The organism is Streptomyces sp. NPDC029041 (assembly GCF_040637515.1).
Lineage (GTDB): Bacteria > Actinomycetota > Actinomycetes > Streptomycetales > Streptomycetaceae > Streptomyces.
On the sequence record NZ_JBEZWO010000014.1, the window covers coordinates 43,013 to 60,908 of the forward strand.

The window sequence follows — 17,896 nt, forward strand, 5'->3', positions numbered from 1 at the left end:
TCTTCCGACCCCTTACAGCTTCATCAGGCTGGCGTCGTCGACCGAGGCCGAGTGGCGGGCACGGAACAGGGACACGATGATCGCGAGCCCGACCACGACCTCGGCGGCGGCGACCACCATCGTGAAGAAGGCGATGATCTGGCCGTCGAGGTTGCCGTGCATCCGGGAGAAGGCGACGAACGCGAGGTTGCAGGCGTTGAGCATGAGCTCGATGCACATGAACACGACGATCGCGTTGCGCCTGATCAGCACGCCGGTGGCGCCGATCGTGAACAACAGGGCCGCGAGGTAGAGGTAGTTGACGGGGTTCACTTGGACGCCTCCTCGGACCGCTGGAACTTCGCCGGCCCGACCGCCCTGCGCTCCAGACGCTCCTCCGACCGCTGCTCCAGGGCCTTGAGGTCGTTGAGCGCCTCCCGCGACACGTCGCGGATCTGGCCGCGCTCGCGCAGGGTCTTGCTGACGGTGAGGTCGGACGGGGTGCCGTCGGGCAGCAGGCCCGCGATGTCGACCGCGTTGTGCCGGGCGTACACACCGGGAGCCGGCAGGGGCGGCAGGTACTTGCCCTCGCGCACGCGCTCCTCGGCGAGCTCCCGCTGCGTCTTGGCCCGCTCGGTGCGCTCGCGGTGGGTGAGCACCATGGCGCCGACGGCGGCCGTGATCAGCAGAGCGCCGGTGATCTCGAACGCGAAGACGTACTTGGTGAAGATGAGGGCGGCGATGCCCTCCACGTTGCCCCCGGCGTTCGCCTGGCCGATGCCGTTGAACTCCGTCAGGGACGCGTTGCCGATCCCGCCGATCAGCAGGACACCGAAGCCGAGCCCGCACAGCAGGGCCAGCCAGCGCTGGCCCTTGATGGTCTCCTTCAGGGAGTCCGCCGCGGTGACGCCGACGAGCATCACGACGAACAGGAACAGCATCATGATCGCGCCGGTGTAGACGACGATCTGCACGACGCCCAGGAAGTAGGCGCCGTTGGCGAGGTAGAACACCGCCAGGATGATCATGGTCCCGGCGAGGCAGAGCGCGCTGTGCACGGCCCGCTTCATGAGGATGGTGCACAGGGCGCCGATCACCGCGACGGTGCCGAGAATCCAGAACTGGACGGCCTCTCCGGTGGAGGTGGAGTAGGCGGCGAGCTGGGTGGTCATCGCCCGATCACCCCCTCCGACGCGGGTTCCGTCCCGCCGAAGGTCGAGTCGGCCTCCTGGACGACCTCCCCCTTGGAGTGGGCGACCTGCCGCTCGGTACCGGGCGCGGCCTCGGTCACCAGACCTCGGTAGTAGTCCTGCTCGTCGGTGCCGGGGTAGATGGCGTGGGGCGAGTCGACCATGCCCTCCTCGAGACCGGCGAGCAGCTGCTCCTTGGTGTAGATGAGGTTGGCCCGGCTGGAGTCGGCCAGCTCGAACTCGTTGGTCATCGTGAGCGCCCGGGTGGGGCAGGCCTCGATGCACAGGCCGCACAGGATGCAGCGCGCGTAGTTGATCTGGTAGACGCGCCCGTACCGCTCGCCCGGCGAGTAGCGCTCCTCGTCGGTGTTGTCCGCGCCCTCGACGTAGATGGCGTCGGCGGGGCAGGCCCAGGCGCACAGTTCACAGCCGACGCACTTCTCCAGGCCGTCCGGATGGCGGTTGAGCTGGTGCCGTCCGTGGAAGCGCGGAGCCGTGGTCTTCTGCTGCTCCGGGTACTGCTCGGTCAGCCGCTTCTTGAACATGGCCTTGAAGGTCACGCCGAAGCCGGCCACGGGGTTCTGGAAACCGGGCTTGGTGTCCTTGGGTTCCTCACCCTTCGCACGCTCGAGTTCCTCAGCCATCGGACGCCTCCTTTCCATCCGTAGTTCCGCCCAGGGATTCGTCACTCTGAGTATCGGGCCCACCACTGACAATCAGCTCCCGCTCACGGCGTGAGCGGCGGCGCGGGACCGGCGGTAGTTCCTGTCCGGGCAGGGGCGGTACGGGGAAGCCGCCCGCCATCGGGTCGAAGGCGGCCGGGGTCTCGGCCGGCTGTTCGGCCTTCTTGGCCTTCTCGCGGAACATGTCGGCGACGAAGGAGAGCAGGAGCAGCACGAGGACGCCGCCGCCCACGTAGAGGGCGATGTCGGCGAAGTCGTAGCCCTCGTTGCGGAAGGCCCGCACGCTCGCGACGAGCATCAGCCAGACCAGCGAGACCGGGATGAGGACCTTCCAGCCGAGCTTCATCAGCTGGTCGTAGCGGACGCGCGGGAGGGTGCCGCGGATCCAGATGAACATGAACAGCAGCAGCTGGACCTTGACGGTGAACCACAGCAGCGGCCACCAGCCGTGGTTGGCGCCCTCCCAGAAGGTGCTGATCGGCCAGGGTGCCCGCCAGCCGCCGAGGAACAGCGTCGTGGCGACGGCCGAGACGGTCACCATGTTGACGTACTCGGCGAGCATGAACATCGCGAACTTGATCGACGAGTACTCGGTGTTGAAGCCGCCGACCAGGTCACCCTCGGACTCGGGCATGTCGAAGGGGGCGCGGTTGGTCTCGCCGACCATCGTCACGATGTAGATGACGAAGGAGACCGGCAGCAGCACGATGTACCAGCGGTCGGCCTGCTGCTCGACGATCGTCGAGGTCGACATCGACCCCGAGTACAGGAAGACGGAGGCGAAGGCGGCGCCCATCGCGATCTCGTAGGAGATCATCTGCGCGCAGGAGCGCAGGCCACCCAGCAGTGGGTACGTCGATCCGGAGCTCCAGCCCGCCAGCACGATGCCGTAGATGCCGACCGAGGCGACCGCGAGGATGTAGAGCATCGCGATCGGCAGGTCGGTGAGCTGCATCGTGGTGCGCTGGCCGAAGATCGAGATCTCGTTGCCGGCCGGGCCGAAGGGGATCACCGCGATCGCCATGAAGGCCGGGATGGCCGCGACGATCGGCGCGAGGACGTACACCACCTTGTCCGCGCGCTTGACGACGACGTCCTCCTTGAGCATCAGCTTGATGCCGTCGGCGAGCGACTGGAGCATGCCCCAGGGGCCGTGCCGGTTGGGGCCGATGCGCAGCTGCATCCAGGCGACGACCTTGCGCTCCATGACGATGGAGACCAGCACGGTCACCATCAGGAAGGCGAAGCAGAACACCGCCTTGATGGCGACCAGCCACCACGGGTCGGTGCCGAACATCGAGAGGTCTTCCGCGGCGAGGTACGGGCTGATGCCGCCGCCTCCTTGAAGGCTCATGCCTCCACCTCCTTGGGGGCCTCGCCGGCGAGCTTCGCCGGGCCGATGCGGACGAGGGAGCCGGGCCGCGCCCCGGTGTCGGAGGCGACACCGCCGCCGGTGGAGTTCAGCGGCAGCCACACGACCCGGTCGGGCATGTCGCTGATCCTGAGCGGGAGTTCCGTCACGCCCCGCGGTCCGGTCACCGCGAGCAGGTCGCCGTCCTTCACGCCCGCCTCGGCGGCCGTCGCGGACGACACGCGCGCGCATGCCGCGTGCCGGGTTCCGGCGAGGGCCTCGTCGCCCTGCTGCAGGACGCCCTGGTCGAGCAGCAGCCGGTGCCCCGCGAGCACGGCCTCCCCGATGGCCGGCCGCGGCAGCGCCGCCGCGGTCTCCATGGGTTCGCCCGCCCGCGGTCCGTCCCAGGCGCCGAGCCGGTCGATCTCGCCGCGCACGGTGCGCAGGTCCGGCAGTCCGAGGTGGACGTCCATGGCGTCGGCCAGCATCTGCAGCACGCGCGCGTCGGTGGGCGCGGAGCGGCGCGTCATCTGGTCGGGCTTGAGCGCCGCCTCGAAGAAGCGGATCCGGCCTTCCCAGTTGAGGAAGGTGCCGGCCTTCTCGGCGACCGCCGCGACGGGCAGGACGACATCGGCCTTGCGGCTGATCTCGCTCGGCCGCAGCTCCAGCGAGACCAGGAAGCCCACTTCGTCCAGCGCCGCACGCGCGCGTGCCGGGTCGGGCAGGTCGGCGATCTCCACACCCGCGACCAGCAGGGCCTGGAGCTCTCCGGTCGCGGCGGCCTCCACGATCTGGCCGGTGTCACGGCCGTAGCGGTGCGGAAGCCCCGCGACGCCCCAGACGGCGGCGACCTCGTCCCGCGCGCGCGGGTCGGTGGCCGGGCGCCCGCCCGGCAGCAGCGACGGCAGCGCGCCCGCCTCGATCGCGCCGCGTTCCCCGGCCCGGCGCGGGATCCACACCAGCCGGGCCCCGGTCGCGGCGGCGGTGCGGGTGGCGGCGGTGAGCCCGCCGGCCACGGCCGCCAGCCGCTCGCCGACGACGATCACCGCGCCCTCGGCGCGCAGCGCCTCGGCGGCGAGCGCACCGTCGTCCTCCAGGCCGGCGCCGCTCGCGAGCGCGTCCAGCCACTCGGTCTCGGTGCCGGGGGCCGCCGGCAGCAGCGTGCCGCCGGCCTTCTCCAGACCGCGCGTGGCGTGTGTCGCCAGGGAGTAGACCTTCTGCCCGTGCTTGCGCCAGGCCTTGCGCAGCCGCAGGAAGACGCCGGGCGCCTCCTCCTCCGCCTCGAACCCGACGAGCAGGACGGCCGGGGCCTTCTCCAGCGCGGTGTACGTGACGCCCGTGCCGTCGAGGTCCCGGCCGCGCCCGGCGATCTGCGCGGCGAGGAAGTCGGTCTCCTCGCTGCTGTGCACGCGCGCGCGGAAGTCGATGTCGTTGGTGTCGAGCGCCACGCGCGCGAACTTGCTGTACGCGTAGGCGTCCTCGACGGTGAGGCGGCCGCCGGTCAGGACGCCGGTGCGGCCCCGGGAGGCCAGCAGCCCCTGGGCCGCGATCTGCAGCGCCTCGGGCCAGGAGGCGGGCTCCAGCTCGCCCTCGGCGTTGCGCACCAGCGGCGTCTCGAGCCGGTCGCGCTGTTGCGCGTACCGGAAGGCGAACCGCCCCTTGTCGCAGATCCACTCCTCGTTGACCTCGGGGTCGTCGGCCGCCAGTCGCCGCATGACCTTGCCGCGCCGGTGGTCGGTGCGGGTGGCGCAGCCGCCGGAGCAGTGCTCGCACACCGACGGGGAGGACACCAGGTCGAAGGGGCGGGAGCGGAATCGGTACGCCGCCGAGGTCAGCGCTCCCACGGGGCAGATCTGGATGGTGTTGCCGGAGAAGTACGACTCGAACGGGTCGCCCTCGCCGGTGCCCACCTGCTGGAGCGCGCCCCGCTCGATCAGCTCGATCATCGGGTCGCCCGCGACCTGGTTGGAGAACCGGGTGCAGCGGGCGCACAGCACGCACCGCTCGCGGTCGAGCAGTACCTGCGTGGAGACCGGAACGGGCTTCTCGTAGGTCCGCTTGCGGCCGTCGAAGCGGGAGTCCGCGTCGCCGTGCGACATGGCCTGGTTCTGCAGCGGGCACTCGCCGCCCTTGTCGCAGACCGGGCAGTCCAGCGGGTGGTTGATGAGCAGGAGCTCCATCACACCCTTCTGGGCCTTCTCGGCGACCGGGGAGGTGAGGTGAGTCTTGACGACCATCCCGTCCGTACAGGTGATCGTGCAGGACGCCATGGGCTTGCGCTGGCCCTCGACCTCGACGATGCACTGCCGGCAGGCGCCGGCCGGGTCGAGCAGCGGGTGGTCGCAGAACCGGGGGATCTCGATGCCGAGCTGTTCGGCGGCCCGGATGACCAGGGTGCCCTTGGGCACGCTGATCTCGGCGCCGTCGATCGTCAGCGACACGAGGTCCTCCGGCGGGACCGCCGCTTCTCCCCCGCCGGAGGGAGAGCTGGTGGTCACGGTCATGCGTTCACCTCCGTGCGGTCGGCCCAGGCCGTCGACTTGGCCGGGTCGAAGGGGCATCCCCGGCCCGTGATGTGCTGCTCGTACTCCTCGCGGAAGTACTTGAGCGAGGAGAAGATCGGCGAGGCGGCACCGTCGCCGAGGGCGCAGAAGGACTTGCCGTTGATGTTGTCGGCGATGTCGTTCAGCTTGTCGAGGTCGGACATCTGTCCCTTGCCGGCCTCGATGTCGCGCAGCAGCTGCACGAGCCAGTAGGTGCCTTCGCGGCAGGGCGTGCACTTGCCGCAGGACTCGTGGGCGTAGAACTCCGTCCAGCGCGTGACGGCACGGACCACGCAGGTCGTCTCGTCGAAGCACTGGAGGGCTTTGGTGCCGAGCATGGAACCCGCGGCGCCCACTCCTTCGTAATCAAGGGGGACGTCGAGGTGCTCGTCGGTGAACATCGGGGTCGAGGAGCCGCCCGGCGTCCAGAACTTGAGGCGGTGCCCGGGGCGCATCCCGCCGCTCATGTCGAGGAGCTGGCGGAGTGTGATCCCGAGCGGCGCCTCGTACTGGCCGGGGCTGGCGACATGGCCGGACAGGGAGTAGAGCGTGAAGCCGGGCGACTTCTCACTCCCCATCGACCGGAACCATTCCTTGCCCCGCTGGAGGATCGCGGGAACCGACGCGATCGATTCGACGTTGTTCACCACAGTCGGGCACGCATAGAGGCCCGCGACGGCAGGGAAGGGGGGACGAAGCCGCGGCTGGCCCCGGCGGCCTTCGAGCGAGTCGAGCAGTGCGGTCTCCTCACCGCAGATGTACGCGCCCGCGCCCGCGTGCACGGTGATGTCGAGGTCGAGTCCGCTGTCCAGGATGTTCTCGCCGAGGAAGCCGGCGTCGTAGGCCTCGCGCACGGCGGAGTGCAACCGCCGCAGTACGGGGACGACTTCACCCCGCAGATAGATGAAGGCGTGCGACGACCTGATGGCGTAACACGCGATGATCATGCCCTCGATGAGGCTGTGCGGGTTCGCGAAGAGGAGCGGGATGTCCTTGCACGTCCCGGGCTCCGACTCGTCGGCGTTGACAACAAGATAGTGCGGCTTTCCGTCCCCCTGGGGAATGAACTGCCACTTCATCCCGGTGGGGAAGCCCGCGCCGCCGCGCCCGCGCAGACCGGAGTCCTTGACGTACGCGATCAGGTCGTCCGGGGACATGGCGAGCGCCTTGCGCAGCCCTTCGTAGCCGTCGTGCCGCCGGTACACGTCCAGCGTCCAGGACTTGTCCTCGTCCCAGAAGGCCGACAGCACCGGTGCGAGCAGCTTCTCGGGGCTCGTGTCTTTCAGCTCGGGTGCCAAGGTCATCACTCCCCCTCCTCGGCGGTGGGCCCGGCCGGGTGGGCCGGGTCGGAGGCCGATGTGTCCTGCGGCGCGTCGTGCGAGCTCAGGTGCTCCGTCGGTGACGGCTCGTGCGGTGCCCCGGTGCGGGCCGCCTCGCCGCGCGGGTGCACCACGCGCGCGGGAGAGGTCTCGCCCTTTGCGAGCTTCAGGCCGACCAGGGAGGCGGGTCCCGCGCTTCCCCCGGACTCCACGGCCCCCTCCCGCTCGTCGGGGAAGCCGGCCAGGATCCGGGCGGTCTCCTTGAAGGTGCACATGCGCGCCCCGCGGGTGGGGGTGACCGGCCGTCCCGCGCGCAGGTCGTCGACGAGGCTCTTGGCGCTGGCTGGGGTCTGGTTGTCGAAGAACTCCCAGTTGACCATCACGACCGGCGCGAAGTCGCAGGCCGCGTTGCACTCGATGTGCTCCAGGGTGACCTTGCCGTCGCCGGTGGTCTCGCCGTTGCCGACGCCGAGGTGCTCCTGGAGCTCCTCGAAGATCGCGTCCCCGCCCATCACGGCGCACAGGGTGTTGGTGCACACCCCCACCTGGTAGTCACCGCTCGGGCGGCGGCGGTACATGGTGTAGAAGGTGGCGACCGCGGTGACCTCGGCCGTGGTCAGGCCGAGCACGTCCGCGCAGAACCGCATGCCGGTGCGGGTCACGTGCCCCTCCTCCGCCTGCACGAGGTGCAGCAGCGGCAGCAGGGCGGACCGGGAGTCGGGGTAGCGGGCGACGACCTCGCGCGCGTCCGTCTCCAGACGGGCCCGGACGTCGTCCGGGTAGGCGGGGGCGGGCAGTTCGGGCATGCCCAGGCTGACGCCCCGCTCGGAAGACGATGTGGTCACCGGTCGACGCCTCCCATCACGGGGTCGATGGACGCCACCGCGACGATGACGTCGGCGACCTGGCCGCCCTCGCACATCGCCGCCATGGCCTGCAGGTTGGTGAAGGACGGGTCGCGGAAGTGGACCCGGTAGGGGCGGGTGCCGCCGTCGGACACGACGTGCACCCCGAGTTCGCCCTTGGGCGACTCGACCGCCGCGTAGGCCTGCCCCGGCGGGACGCGGAAGCCCTCGGTGACCAGCTTGAAGTGGTGGATCAGGGCCTCCATGGAGGTGCCCATGATCTTCTTGATGTGGTCGAGGGAGTTGCCGAGCCCGTCGGGGCCCAGGGCGAGCTGGGCCGGCCAGGCGATCTTCTTGTCGGCGACCATGACCGGCCCGGGCTGCAGCCGGTCCAGGCACTGCTCGACGATCCTCAGCGACTGGCGCATCTCCTCCAGCCGGATGAGGAAGCGGCCGTAGGAGTCGCAGGTGTCGGCGGTCGGGATCTCGAAGTCGTACGTCTCGTAGCCGCAGTAGGGCTGCGCCTTGCGCAGGTCGTGCGGCAGGCCGGTGGAGCGCAGGATCGGGCCCGTCGCGCCGAGGGCCATGCAGCCGGCCAGGTCGAGGTAGCCGACGTCCTGCATACGGGCCTTGAAGATGGGGTTCCCGGTGGCGAGCTTGTCGTACTCCGGGAGGTTCTTCTTCATCTTCTTCACGAACTCGCGGATCTGGTCCACCGCGCCGGGCGGCAGGTCCTGGGCGAGTCCGCCGGGGCGGATGTACGCGTGGTTCATCCGCAGGCCGGTGATCAGCTCGTAGATATCGAGAATGAGTTCACGATCACGAAAGCCGTAGATCATGATCGTGGTCGCGCCGAGTTCCATGCCTCCGGTGGCGATGCACACCAGGTGCGAGGAGAGCCGGTTCAGCTCCATCAGGAGCACGCGGATGATCGAGGCGCGGTCCGGGATCTGGTCCTCGATGCCGAGGAGCTTCTCGACGCCGAGGCAGTAGGCCGTCTCGTTGAAGAACGGCGTGAGGTAGTCCATGCGCGTCACGAACGTGGTGCCCTGCGTCCACGTCCGGTACTCGAGGTTCTTCTCGATGCCGGTGTGCAGGTAACCGATTCCGCAGCGGGCCTCGGTGACGGTCTCGCCGTCGATCTCCAGGATCAGGCGGAGCACGCCGTGGGTGGACGGGTGCTGCGGCCCCATGTTGACGACGATGCGCTCGTCGTCGGCGCGGGCCGCGGTCTCGACGACCTCGTCCCAGTCGCCGCCGGTGACCGTGTAGACGGTTCCTTCGGTGGTCTCGCGAGGAGAAGCGTGCGAGGTGCTCATGAGTACGACCTCCGCTGGTCCGGAGCCGGGATCTGGGCGCCCTTGTACTCGACGGGGATGCCGCCGAGGGGGTAGTCCTTGCGCTGCGGGAAGCCCTGCCAGTCGTCCGGCATCATGATCCGCGTCAGGGCGGGGTGGCCGTCGAAGACGATTCCGAAGAAGTCGTACGTCTCGCGCTCGTGCCAGTCGTTCGTCGGATAGACCGAGAACAGCGACGGGATGTGCGGGTCGCTGTCGGGGGCGCTGACCTCCAGGCGGATCACCCGGTTGTGGGTGATCGAGCGCAGGTGGTACACGGCGTGCAGCTCGCGGCCCTTGTCGTTCGGGTAGTGCACACCGCTGACGCCGGTGCACAGCTCGAAGCGCAGGGCCGGGTCGTCGCGCAGGGTGCGGGCGACGAGGACGAGGTGCTCACGCTCGATGTGGAAGGTCAGCTCGTCCCGGTCGACGACCGTCTTCTCGATGGCGTTGTCCGGGAGCAGGCCCTGCTCCTCCAGGGCGCCCTCCAGCTCGTCGGCGACCTCGTCGAACCAGCCGCCGTAGGGGCGGGCCGCCGGTCCCGGAAGCCGGACGGAGCGGACCAGGCCGCCGTAGCCGGTGGTGTCGCCGCCGTTCTGGGCACCGAACATGCCGCGCTGGACGCGGATCTCCTCGCCGCCCTGGCCGCGCTGTCCGGGGAGGTTGGACGCGCTGAGGTCCTTCTCGGGGTTGGCGTCGCCCGCGCCACCCGCGCCGTTCGCGCCGTTCGCGTCGCTCATCGCAGCAGCCCCTTCATCTCGATCGTGGGCAGGGCCTTGAGCGCCGCTTCCTCCGCCTCGCGGGCCGCTTCCTCGGCGTTCACGCCGAGCTTGGAGCTCTGGATCTTCTGGTGGAGCTTGAGGATGGCGTCCATCAGCATCTCCGGCCGGGGCGGGCAGCCGGGGAGGTAGATGTCGACCGGCACGATGTGGTCGACGCCCTGGACGATGGCGTAGTTGTTGAACATGCCGCCCGAGGAGGCGCAGACCCCCATGGAGATCACCCACTTGGGGTTCGGCATCTGGTCGTAGACCTGCCGGAGCACCGGCGCCATCTTCTGGCTCACCCGGCCGGCGACGATCATCAGGTCCGCCTGGCGGGGTGAACCGCGGAAGACCTCCATGCCGAAGCGGGCCAGGTCGTAACGGCCGGCGCCGGTGGTCATCATCTCGATGGCGCAGCAGGCGAGGCCGAAGGTGGCGGGGAAGACCGAGGCCTTGCGCACCCAGCCCGCGGCCTGCTCGACGGTGGTCAGCAGGAAGCCGCTCGGCAGCTTTTCTTCGAGTCCCATGACGTGTGGCCCCTCAGTCCCATTCCAGGCCGCCGCGCCGCCATACGTACGCGTACGCGACGAAGACGGTGAGCACGAAGAGCAGCATCTCCACGAGCCCGAAGATCCCCAGGGCGTCGAAGGTGACGGCCCAGGGGTAGAGGAAGACGATCTCGATGTCGAAGACGATGAAGAGCATCGCCGTCAGGTAGTACTTGATGGGGAAGCGCCCGCCACCGGCCGGCGTGGGGGTCGGCTCGATACCGCACTCGTAGGCCTCGAGCTTGGCCCGGTTGTACCGCTTGGGCCCGATCAACGTGGCCATGACCACGGAGAAGATCGCAAAGCCTGCCCCGAGGGCTCCCAGTACGAGGATGGGCGCATACGCGTTCACCGCTCCTCGCTCCTCTCAGTCGGCACTGACTGCTGGCGGTTTGCGTCGGGCTCACTTCCGGCCCACCCGTCCCTCGAACCCCGCACGCCCCGGCGAAGATCGGGAACATGTGAAGCAGGTCACAAGCCCAACCGCGTGCATCTTATGCCGGACGCTCTGTGATCTGCGACACGGGGTATTGCACAAGCTTTGTGATCTCCACCACCTGACGATCGATCATGAAGTCGGATGAGCGGTGATCTTCACACGCGAAGCGTCCGAGTGATCACGAGAGGTGACATTTTGGCTCGTCAGTGCAGGCCGGAGGGGGCGTCTCCATATCAAGAGGGTTCTCTTGCATGCAAATTCGCGGTGGACTTGATCTCTTGATAGGGGCGCGTTCACACATCAGGGGGCCCACGAGGTGAGGTGTGGACGCGTGCACGCGTTCACGATCTCCGCAAGCTCGTGACACGGCCGTGATCTACGCGCCGGGACGCGACCGGCAGGGCAGCCGTTCCGTGACCTCCGTCACATGGATGAGGCCTCCGTGAGAACGGGGCTTGGCCAATCAACCCAACGGATGGTAGGCGCGGGGCAATTCGGGCGTATTGATCAAACACCGTGATCACAGCCTGGTCACAGGCTGCCCGCAATGTCCGTTACGGCGTCAATAAAGAGTCTCGTTCGGGGGTTTTGGCGGCCCGATTGAGTAACTGTGGCGCAGCACACGTTTCTTGAAGATATGAAGGAGCCCCTGGTACCGGTTATTCCCATGTCCCACACCGCTCACATACGCAGCCACCGGAAACCCCGCCGCAGCGCGACCTCTTCGATCGCCCTGCGCGCCGGCGTTGCCGGTGGCGTTCTCAGCATGGCAGCGGCGGGTGCGTCGGCTTCGGCGAGCGCCGCCGAGCCGGTGACGCAGACCATCGAACTGCCCACCCTGACGGCCGACATGTCCGCTCAGGTCGCCCAGTCCGCCGCCGCCACCCAGCAGGCCGCCGCGAACTACGAGCTGCGCGCCGAGCGTGACGCCGCCGCCGCGAAGGCCGCCGCGGAGGCCAAGAAGGACCTCGCCGAGGCCAAGAAGAAGGCGGAGGCCAAGAAGAAGGCCGCCGAGGCCGCCCGCAAGGCCGCCGCCGAGCGCGCCAACCGCAGCACCGAGCGCGCCACCCTCTCCGCCTCCGCCTCCACCTCCACGTCCGTGTCGGCGCCCGCCAGCGGCAGCGTCGCGACGGTCATCGCGTTCCTCAAGGCCCAGGTGGGCGACGCCTACGTCATGGGCGCCACCGGCCCCAACGCCTGGGACTGCTCCTCCCTCGTGCAGGCCGCGTACAAGCAGGTTGGTGTGGACCTGCCGCGCGTCTCGCAGGACCAGTCGATGGCCGGCACGGACGTCCCGCTGTCCAGCATCCAGGTCGGCGACATCCTGTACTGGGGCGGCAAGGGCTCCGCGTACCACGTGGGTGTCTACATCGGGAACGGCCAGTACCTGGACGCCGCCAACCCCTCCAAGGGCGTCGTCATCCAGGACCTGTCGGGCTACCCGGCGTCGGGCGCGGTGCGCGTCCTCTGACGCCGCGGGCCGTCCGGAATCTCCGCACGTACGGGCTCGAGGGCCGTCGCCACTCCCAGGCGACGGCCCTCCCGGCCTGTCCGGGGCCATCGGGCTCCTGCTCCCCCACCTCACCTCCCGAGGCGCTCCAGGGGCCCTCAGGGCCCTTCTGAAGGCCCTCGGCACCACGGCCCGCCTCTGCGCTTGCGCCACTCCCGCATCGCATGCCCGAATTATCCCGTCGTGGCGGGGTGTTGAGGGCGAGCCGCACGGCCACCTCGGCGTCCTCGTTGCCCTGACGGGCCGAAAGTCCCGTACGCCCCGCAATGCTCCGGCCCGACGGCCGGGTCCGGCCGGACTGCTCCTGGGACCGGCCCGGGTGTTCTGCTGTGCCGGGACGTCACCGGGTTCGGTCCGGACCTCGCCGCGCTCATCGACGACATGTTCCTGACCAGGTACGCCGCGGACGGGGCCGGGCTTGCGGCGAACCAGGTCGGGGCCGATCTGCGGGTGTTCGTGTACGACTGTCCGGACGACGAGGGGGTGCGGCACGTCGGGCACCTCGTCCATGCGGTCCTGGAGCCGCTCGCCGCCTCGCGCAGGAGGCCCCCCGACGATGCGGAGGGCTGTCTCTCGGTGCCGGGCGCCACCATGGAGGTGCCGCGTCCGGACCGGGCCGGGTGCGCGGGTTCGACCGGGACGGCGAGCCGCTCGTGATCGAGGGCACCGGCTGCTTCGCCCGGTGCCTCGCGCACGAGAGCGACCACTGCGACGGACGGCTCTACCTGGACCGGCTCTCCGCGGGGGAGCGCAAGGACGCGCTGCGGCAGATGACGGACCGGCGGGAGCGGGTGTAGGCGCGCCGGGCCGCCGGCATCGAGGCACTGAGCGCCTGACCACGCCGCCGGCGGGGCGGGCCGGGCACGCGCCGAGGCACATGGCACCGCGGGCCGACCACCCAGGACGGCCGCACGGTCCCGTCGGCAGGCCACCCGCTCAGGCATGGCGGTCGGTGCCGCAGACGGCGGCCACTCAAGCCCATGGGCGTGAGGGCCGCCCCCGCCGGCTCGGCCACCGACACCGCGGACCGGCACCCGCGAGGCCACCGTCATCGCAGCCCCACGGCCCGCTCACGCCACGGCCGCACAGTGCGGCAGGCCACTCACGCCACCGGCAGCACCTCCCGGCGGCCCGTTCAGGCCTTCGGGGCCACTCGGCTCAGTCCGTTGATGATGCGGTCCATGGCGTCGCCGCCCGTGGGGTCGGTGAGGTTCGCCAGGAGCTTCAGCGTGAACTTCATCAGCATCGGGTGCGTCAGACCGCGCTGGGCCGCGATCTGCATGACCTTCGGGTTGCCGATGAGCTTCACGAAGGCGCGGCCGAGCGTGTAGTAGCCCCCGTAGGTGTCCTTGAGGACGCGCGGATAGCGCTGGAGGGCCAGTTCGCGGCTCGCGGGCGTCGGCCGGGCGTGCGCCTGCACGATGACGTCGGCGGCGATCTGGCCGGACTCCATGGCGTAGGCGATGCCCTCGCCGTTGAAGGGGTTCACCAGGCCGCCGGCGTCACCGACGAGCAGCAGGCCCTTGGTGTAGTGCGGCTGGCGGTTGAAGGCCATCGGCAGGGCGGCGCCGCGGATCGGGCCGGTCATGTTGTCCGGCGTGTAACCCCAGTCCTCCGGCATCGACGCGCACCAGGCCTTCAGGACCTCGCGCCAGTCCAGCTCCTTGAAGGAGTCGGAGGTGTTGAGCACGCCCAGGCCGACGTTCGAGGTGCCGTCGCCCATGCCGAAGATCCAGCCGTAGCCGGGCAGGAGGCGGTCCTCGGCGCCGCGGCGGTCCCACAGCTCCAGCCAGGACTCCAGGTAGTCGTCCTCGTGGCGCGGACTGGTGAAGTACGTGCGCACCGCCACGCCCATCGGCCGGTCCTCACGGCGGTGCAGGCCCATCGCGAGGGACAGCCGGGTGGAGTTGCCGTCGGCGGCGACGACGAGCGGCGCGTGGAAGGTGACCTCGCGCTTCTCCTCGCCGAGCTTGGCGTGCACCCCCGTGATGCGGCCCGTCCGGTCGTCCACGATCGGCGCGCCCACGTTGCACCGCTCGAAGAGCCGCGCCCCGGCCTTCTGGGCCTGCCGGGCGAGCTGCTCGTCGAAGTCGTCGCGCTTGCGGACGAGACCGTAGTCGGGGAAGGAGGCCAGATCCGGCCAGTCGAGCTGGAGCCGCACCCCGCCGCCGATGATGCGCAGGCCCTTGTTGCGCAGCCAGCCGGCTTCCTCCGAGATGTCGATGCCCATGGCCACCAGCTGCTTGACGGCACGCGGGGTGAGGCCGTCACCGCAGACCTTCTCGCGCGGGAACGCGGTCTTCTCCAGCAGGAGGACGTCGAGCCCCGCCTTGGCGAGGTGGTAGGCGGTGGTGGAGCCCGCCGGCCCTGCGCCCACGACGATCACATCGGCGGTGTTCTCCGAGAGGGGCTCGGTCACGACACTCACGGCGGGATCTCCCCGAGGTTCGGAATTGATGTGCCGGCCGGCACGGGACATGGGCAGTCTATGCAGCGGCATTCATCACCCGGCTGAAGGGCTGCCCCGTGAACCGAGTTCTCCCCGCCGTGCGGCTGCGCGTCCCCACCCACGAGGACGCGTTCGTCTGGCACCGGATCTTCGACGACCCGGACGTCATGGAGTTCCAGGGCGGCAGGGCCGCGGAACTGTCGGTCTACGAGGAGCTCACCGCCCGCCAGCGCCGGCACGACGCCGAGCTCGGCTTCTGCCTGTGGACCGTGCTCGACGAGTCGGGGCAGGTCATCGGCTTCACCGGCGCCCAGCCGTGGGAGCGGGCCTGGGGCCCGGCCGGCGAGATCGAGATCGGCTGGCGGCTCGGCCGGGAGCACTGGGGCAGGGGCTACGTGACGGCGGCCGCGCGGCAGACGCTGGACCGGATGCGGGCGGCCGGCGTGCCGGGCGTGGTCGCGATGGTCGACGCCCGCAACACCCGCTCCATCGCCGTGACGCGACGACTCGGAATGCGCCTCGCCGAGACCTTCACGACGCCGGCCGCGCAGCGGACGGGGCACTGCTACCGGCTCGACCTCCCGGCCGCTGACGGAGCGTAGCCGACTGTCACAGCACGAAACCCGTCGCTTCCGGTCGGTACGGGGCGGGAGTTACCCTTCCTGTACCGCTGGGGGTGACATCTGTGCACATATCCCGCAAGACACCCGATGTGCGCGTACCGCGTCTGGTCGGCCTGATGGCCATGGACGCGCGGGAGGCGGCCCGGGCGCAGGGCCTCCTGCTCACCACGCCGGACCGGCCCGAGCCCGCGCTCGCCGTCGTCGACTACGTCGTACGCCAGTACCCCCGGCCCGGCGCCGAGGTCCCGCGGGACTCGATGATCTACGTGTGGTTCGACTTCGGACCCGGTGAGGGCGGTGGGGGTGTGCACGAACCGCGGATACCGCGTCCGCCCCGGGGCGGTCTCCAGCGCGAGCTGGACGAGCCGGGCGACCCCTACATGGTCCTCAGCTCGCCTTGAAGCCCCGGTGCAGGGCGACGATCCCGCCGCTCAGGTTGCGCCAGGCCACCCGCGACCAGCCGGCCTTGCCCAGCCGCTCGGCCAGCGCGGGCTGGTCGGGCCAGGCGCGGATGGACTCGGCGAGGTAGACGTAGGCGTCGGGGCTGGAGGACACGGCCCGGGCGACCGGCGGCAGGGCGCGCATCAGGTACTCGGTGTAGACGGTGCGGAACGGCGCCCATGTCGGGTGCGAGAACTCGCAGATCACGATCCGCCCGCCGGGCCGGGTCACCCGGAGCATCTCCCGCAGGGCGGCGTCCGTGTCCTGCACGTTGCGCAGCCCGAAGGAGATCGTGACGGCGTCGAAGGTGTCGTCCTTGAAGGGGAGCCTCGTCGCGTCACCGGCGGTGTACGGCAGCCAGGGCTGCCGCTGCTTTCCGACCTGGAGCATGCCCTGGGAGAAGTCGCACGGGACGACGTAGGCGCCGGTGCGGGCGAAGGGCAGCGAGGAGGTGCCGGTGCCCGCCGCGAGGTCGAGGATCTTCTGCGCGGGGCGCGCGTCGACCGCCTTGGCGACCTCCTTGCGCCATCGCCGGTCCTGGCCGAGGGACAGCACGTCGTTGGTCAGGTCGTACCGTTCCGCCACGTCGTCGAACATCGAGGCGACTTCGTGCGGCTGCTTGTCCAGGGATGCGCGGGTCACGGGCCCATTCTTGCAGCACCCCCTCAGGGCGGGAGCCGCGGCCGCTGCCGCGCCGTCGCCGAGGGCAGGCCTGGGGACACGACGCCCGCGCAACGCGTCATGAGCGCCGGCCACCGTGAGGCGTTTGCGTCCGGGAGGCGTAGGGGTCCTCGACCCCTGGCATCTCGCGAGATCGGGAGCGCACCGTCATGAGGAGTCTCCGGAGGCCGGCCGCCGGGATCGGATGCCTGATCACCCTGGCCGCCACGGGCTGTTCGGGCCAGGACGGCCAGGACGGCCAGGCCCGAAAAGCTCCCTCTGTGACGGCGGCGCCCGACACCTCGGCCCGCACCGGGAACGGCACCTCGTACGCCCCCTACGTCAGCGCCGGGAAAGCCGCCCCCACCGATGCGGCCGGTTCCCCCACCACGTACAACCTGGCGTTCGTCATAGCCGACGGTGACGCCTGCGTCCCCCACTGGGACGGCTCCCACGCCATCGACGACCCCGGGGTCGCGTCCCGCATCGCGAAACTCAAGGAGGGCGGCGGCCGGGTCCGGGTCTCCTTCGGCGGCGCCGACGGCAGGGAGCTCGCGGCGAGCTGCGACAGCGTGCCGGAACTGGCCGCGGCCTACGGCAAGGCGCTCGACGCGGCCGGCACGACCCTGGCCGACTTCGACATCGAGGGCGACGAGCTGGGCGACTCCGCGTCCACCGACCGGCGTTCGAAGGCGATCGCACGGCTGCAGGAGGAACGGCCCGGCCTGAAGGTCTCGTTCACCCTGCCGGTGATGCCCAAGGGGCTCGGCAAGGACAGCCTGGCGCTCCTGGCGTCCGCCAACACCCACGCCGTGCAGGTCTCCACCGTCAACCTCATGACGATGAACTACGGCTCGTCGTACGACGGTGACATGGGCGGCTACGCCCTCAGCGCCGCCGAGGCCGCGCACACCCAGCTGCGGGAGACCTTCAAGACCTCGGACGCGACCGCCTGGCGGGGCATGGCGCTCACCTCGATGATCGGCGTCAACGACGTGGAGGGCGAGACGTTCACACTCGCGGACGCCGCCGAGGTCCGCGCTTTCGCCGAGGAGAAGGGCATCGCCTGGGTGTCGATGTGGTCCACGGCCCGGGACCGGCAGTGCGCGGACGGCACCGGGTCGGCGACGGAGGGGAAGGCGGCGACCGACTGCAGCGGGGTGGCGCAGAAACCGGGGGCCTTCGCGGAAGCGTTCGCGGGCTGAGACCGCCCCG

Annotated in this window: 17 protein-coding genes and 1 pseudogene; 5 read left to right on the forward strand and 13 right to left on the reverse strand. The window is 70.2% G+C overall.

Features of this window, described 5'->3' with window-relative positions; genetic code table 11:
* Positions 1-12: 12 nt before the first annotated feature.
* From nuoK to AB0F04_RS30700, 11 genes are read right to left on the reverse strand one after another with little or no spacing between them, the layout of a single operon-like run.
* Positions 13-312: an NADH-quinone oxidoreductase subunit NuoK gene (nuoK, locus tag AB0F04_RS30650; RefSeq protein WP_003992252.1), complete on the reverse strand. Its 300-nt coding sequence runs from the start codon at positions 310-312 to the stop codon at positions 13-15.
* Positions 309-1,151, reverse strand: coding sequence for an NADH-quinone oxidoreductase subunit J (locus tag AB0F04_RS30655; RefSeq protein WP_362047299.1), 843 nt, complete (start codon positions 1,149-1,151; stop codon positions 309-311). Before AB0F04_RS30655 ends, nuoK begins: the two co-directional genes overlap by 4 nt.
* Entirely contained in the window at positions 1,148-1,813 is a 666-nt protein-coding gene (gene nuoI / locus AB0F04_RS30660; RefSeq protein WP_362047301.1) for an NADH-quinone oxidoreductase subunit NuoI, read from the reverse strand. The genes AB0F04_RS30655 and nuoI overlap by 4 nt, the downstream gene beginning before the upstream one ends.
* Positions 1,806-3,182, reverse strand: coding sequence for an NADH-quinone oxidoreductase subunit NuoH (gene nuoH / locus AB0F04_RS30665; RefSeq protein WP_362047680.1), 1,377 nt, complete (start codon positions 3,180-3,182; stop codon positions 1,806-1,808). The genes nuoI and nuoH overlap by 8 nt, the downstream gene beginning before the upstream one ends.
* A 20-nt stretch (positions 3,183-3,202) precedes the next feature.
* Complete coding sequence (locus AB0F04_RS30670) at positions 3,203-5,707, reverse strand: NADH-quinone oxidoreductase subunit G (protein ID WP_362047304.1); 2,505 nt, start codon at positions 5,705-5,707, stop codon at positions 3,203-3,205.
* Entirely contained in the window at positions 5,704-7,053 is a 1,350-nt protein-coding gene (gene nuoF / locus AB0F04_RS30675; RefSeq protein WP_362047307.1) for an NADH-quinone oxidoreductase subunit NuoF, read from the reverse strand. The genes AB0F04_RS30670 and nuoF overlap by 4 nt, the downstream gene beginning before the upstream one ends.
* Positions 7,050-7,910 (reverse strand): NADH-quinone oxidoreductase subunit NuoE, encoded by an 861-nt coding sequence (gene nuoE, locus AB0F04_RS30680; protein WP_362047310.1) that lies wholly within the window; start codon positions 7,908-7,910, stop codon positions 7,050-7,052. Before nuoE ends, nuoF begins: the two co-directional genes overlap by 4 nt.
* The gene (locus AB0F04_RS30685) at positions 7,907-9,229 is read right to left on the reverse strand and encodes an NADH-quinone oxidoreductase subunit D (RefSeq protein ID WP_053669589.1); all 1,323 of its coding nucleotides are present in this window, start codon (positions 9,227-9,229) and stop codon (positions 7,907-7,909) included. Before AB0F04_RS30685 ends, nuoE begins: the two co-directional genes overlap by 4 nt.
* Positions 9,226-9,987 (reverse strand): NADH-quinone oxidoreductase subunit C, encoded by a 762-nt coding sequence (locus AB0F04_RS30690; protein WP_362047313.1) that lies wholly within the window; start codon positions 9,985-9,987, stop codon positions 9,226-9,228. Before AB0F04_RS30690 ends, AB0F04_RS30685 begins: the two co-directional genes overlap by 4 nt.
* A complete protein-coding gene (locus AB0F04_RS30695) occupies positions 9,984-10,538 on the reverse strand; it encodes an NADH-quinone oxidoreductase subunit B (RefSeq protein WP_007383964.1) in 555 nt (184 codons plus the stop codon). The genes AB0F04_RS30690 and AB0F04_RS30695 overlap by 4 nt, the downstream gene beginning before the upstream one ends.
* Before the next feature lie 13 nt (positions 10,539-10,551).
* Positions 10,552-10,911, reverse strand: a complete 360-nt coding sequence (locus AB0F04_RS30700; RefSeq protein WP_003992243.1) for an NADH-quinone oxidoreductase subunit A — start codon at positions 10,909-10,911, stop codon at positions 10,552-10,554.
* Positions 10,912-11,635: 724 nt separating this feature from the next.
* Between AB0F04_RS30700 and AB0F04_RS30705 the strand changes: the two genes are divergently transcribed.
* Together AB0F04_RS30705 and AB0F04_RS30710 are read left to right on the forward strand one after the other, a co-directional pair.
* Positions 11,636-12,469 (forward strand): C40 family peptidase, encoded by an 834-nt coding sequence (locus AB0F04_RS30705; RefSeq protein ID WP_362047316.1) that lies wholly within the window; start codon positions 11,636-11,638, stop codon positions 12,467-12,469.
* Between the two features lie 363 nt (positions 12,470-12,832).
* Positions 12,833-13,305, forward strand: a pseudogene (locus AB0F04_RS30710) (peptide deformylase).
* Positions 13,306-13,643: 338 nt separating this feature from the next.
* Here AB0F04_RS30710 and AB0F04_RS30715 read toward each other — a convergent pair.
* Entirely contained in the window at positions 13,644-14,936 is a 1,293-nt protein-coding gene (locus tag AB0F04_RS30715; protein ID WP_053669586.1) for a geranylgeranyl reductase family protein, read from the reverse strand.
* A 98-nt stretch (positions 14,937-15,034) separates the two neighbouring features.
* On the opposite strand from AB0F04_RS30715, the gene AB0F04_RS30720 reads away from it, so the two are divergent.
* The gene (locus tag AB0F04_RS30720) at positions 15,035-15,559 is read left to right on the forward strand and encodes a GNAT family N-acetyltransferase (RefSeq protein ID WP_362047319.1); all 525 of its coding nucleotides are present in this window, start codon (positions 15,035-15,037) and stop codon (positions 15,557-15,559) included.
* Positions 15,560-15,669: 110 nt separating this feature from the next.
* Complete coding sequence (locus AB0F04_RS30725) at positions 15,670-15,981, forward strand: PASTA domain-containing protein (protein ID WP_362047322.1); 312 nt, start codon at positions 15,670-15,672, stop codon at positions 15,979-15,981.
* Here the strand turns inward: AB0F04_RS30725 and AB0F04_RS30730 are convergent.
* A complete protein-coding gene (locus AB0F04_RS30730) occupies positions 15,968-16,663 on the reverse strand; it encodes a demethylmenaquinone methyltransferase (protein ID WP_053669583.1) in 696 nt (231 codons plus the stop codon). The genes AB0F04_RS30725 and AB0F04_RS30730 overlap by 14 nt on opposite strands.
* Positions 16,664-16,851: 188 nt before the next feature.
* Between AB0F04_RS30730 and AB0F04_RS30735 the strand changes: the two genes are divergently transcribed.
* Entirely contained in the window at positions 16,852-17,886 is a 1,035-nt protein-coding gene (locus AB0F04_RS30735) for a chitinase (protein WP_362047325.1), read from the forward strand.
* The last annotated feature ends 10 nt before the right edge of the window (positions 17,887-17,896 follow it).

Coding starts and splice junctions, on each gene's coding strand:
- AB0F04_RS30690 (WP_362047313.1), bottom strand. CDS start 9,987: ATGAGCGACGCGAACGGCGCGAACGGCGCGGGTGGCGCGGGCGACGCC.
- AB0F04_RS30735 (WP_362047325.1), top strand. CDS start 16,852: ATGAGGAGTCTCCGGAGGCCGGCCGCCGGGATCGGATGCCTGATCACC.
- AB0F04_RS30655 (WP_362047299.1), bottom strand. CDS start 1,151: ATGACCACCCAGCTCGCCGCCTACTCCACCTCCACCGGAGAGGCCGTC.
- AB0F04_RS30705 (WP_362047316.1), top strand. CDS start 11,636: ATGAAGGAGCCCCTGGTACCGGTTATTCCCATGTCCCACACCGCTCAC.
- AB0F04_RS30685 (WP_053669589.1), bottom strand. CDS start 9,229: ATGAGCACCTCGCACGCTTCTCCTCGCGAGACCACCGAAGGAACCGTC.
- nuoI (WP_362047301.1), bottom strand. CDS start 1,813: ATGGCTGAGGAACTCGAGCGTGCGAAGGGTGAGGAACCCAAGGACACC.
- AB0F04_RS30670 (WP_362047304.1), bottom strand. CDS start 5,707: ATGACCGTGACCACCAGCTCTCCCTCCGGCGGGGGAGAAGCGGCGGTC.
- AB0F04_RS30695 (WP_007383964.1), bottom strand. CDS start 10,538: ATGGGACTCGAAGAAAAGCTGCCGAGCGGCTTCCTGCTGACCACCGTC.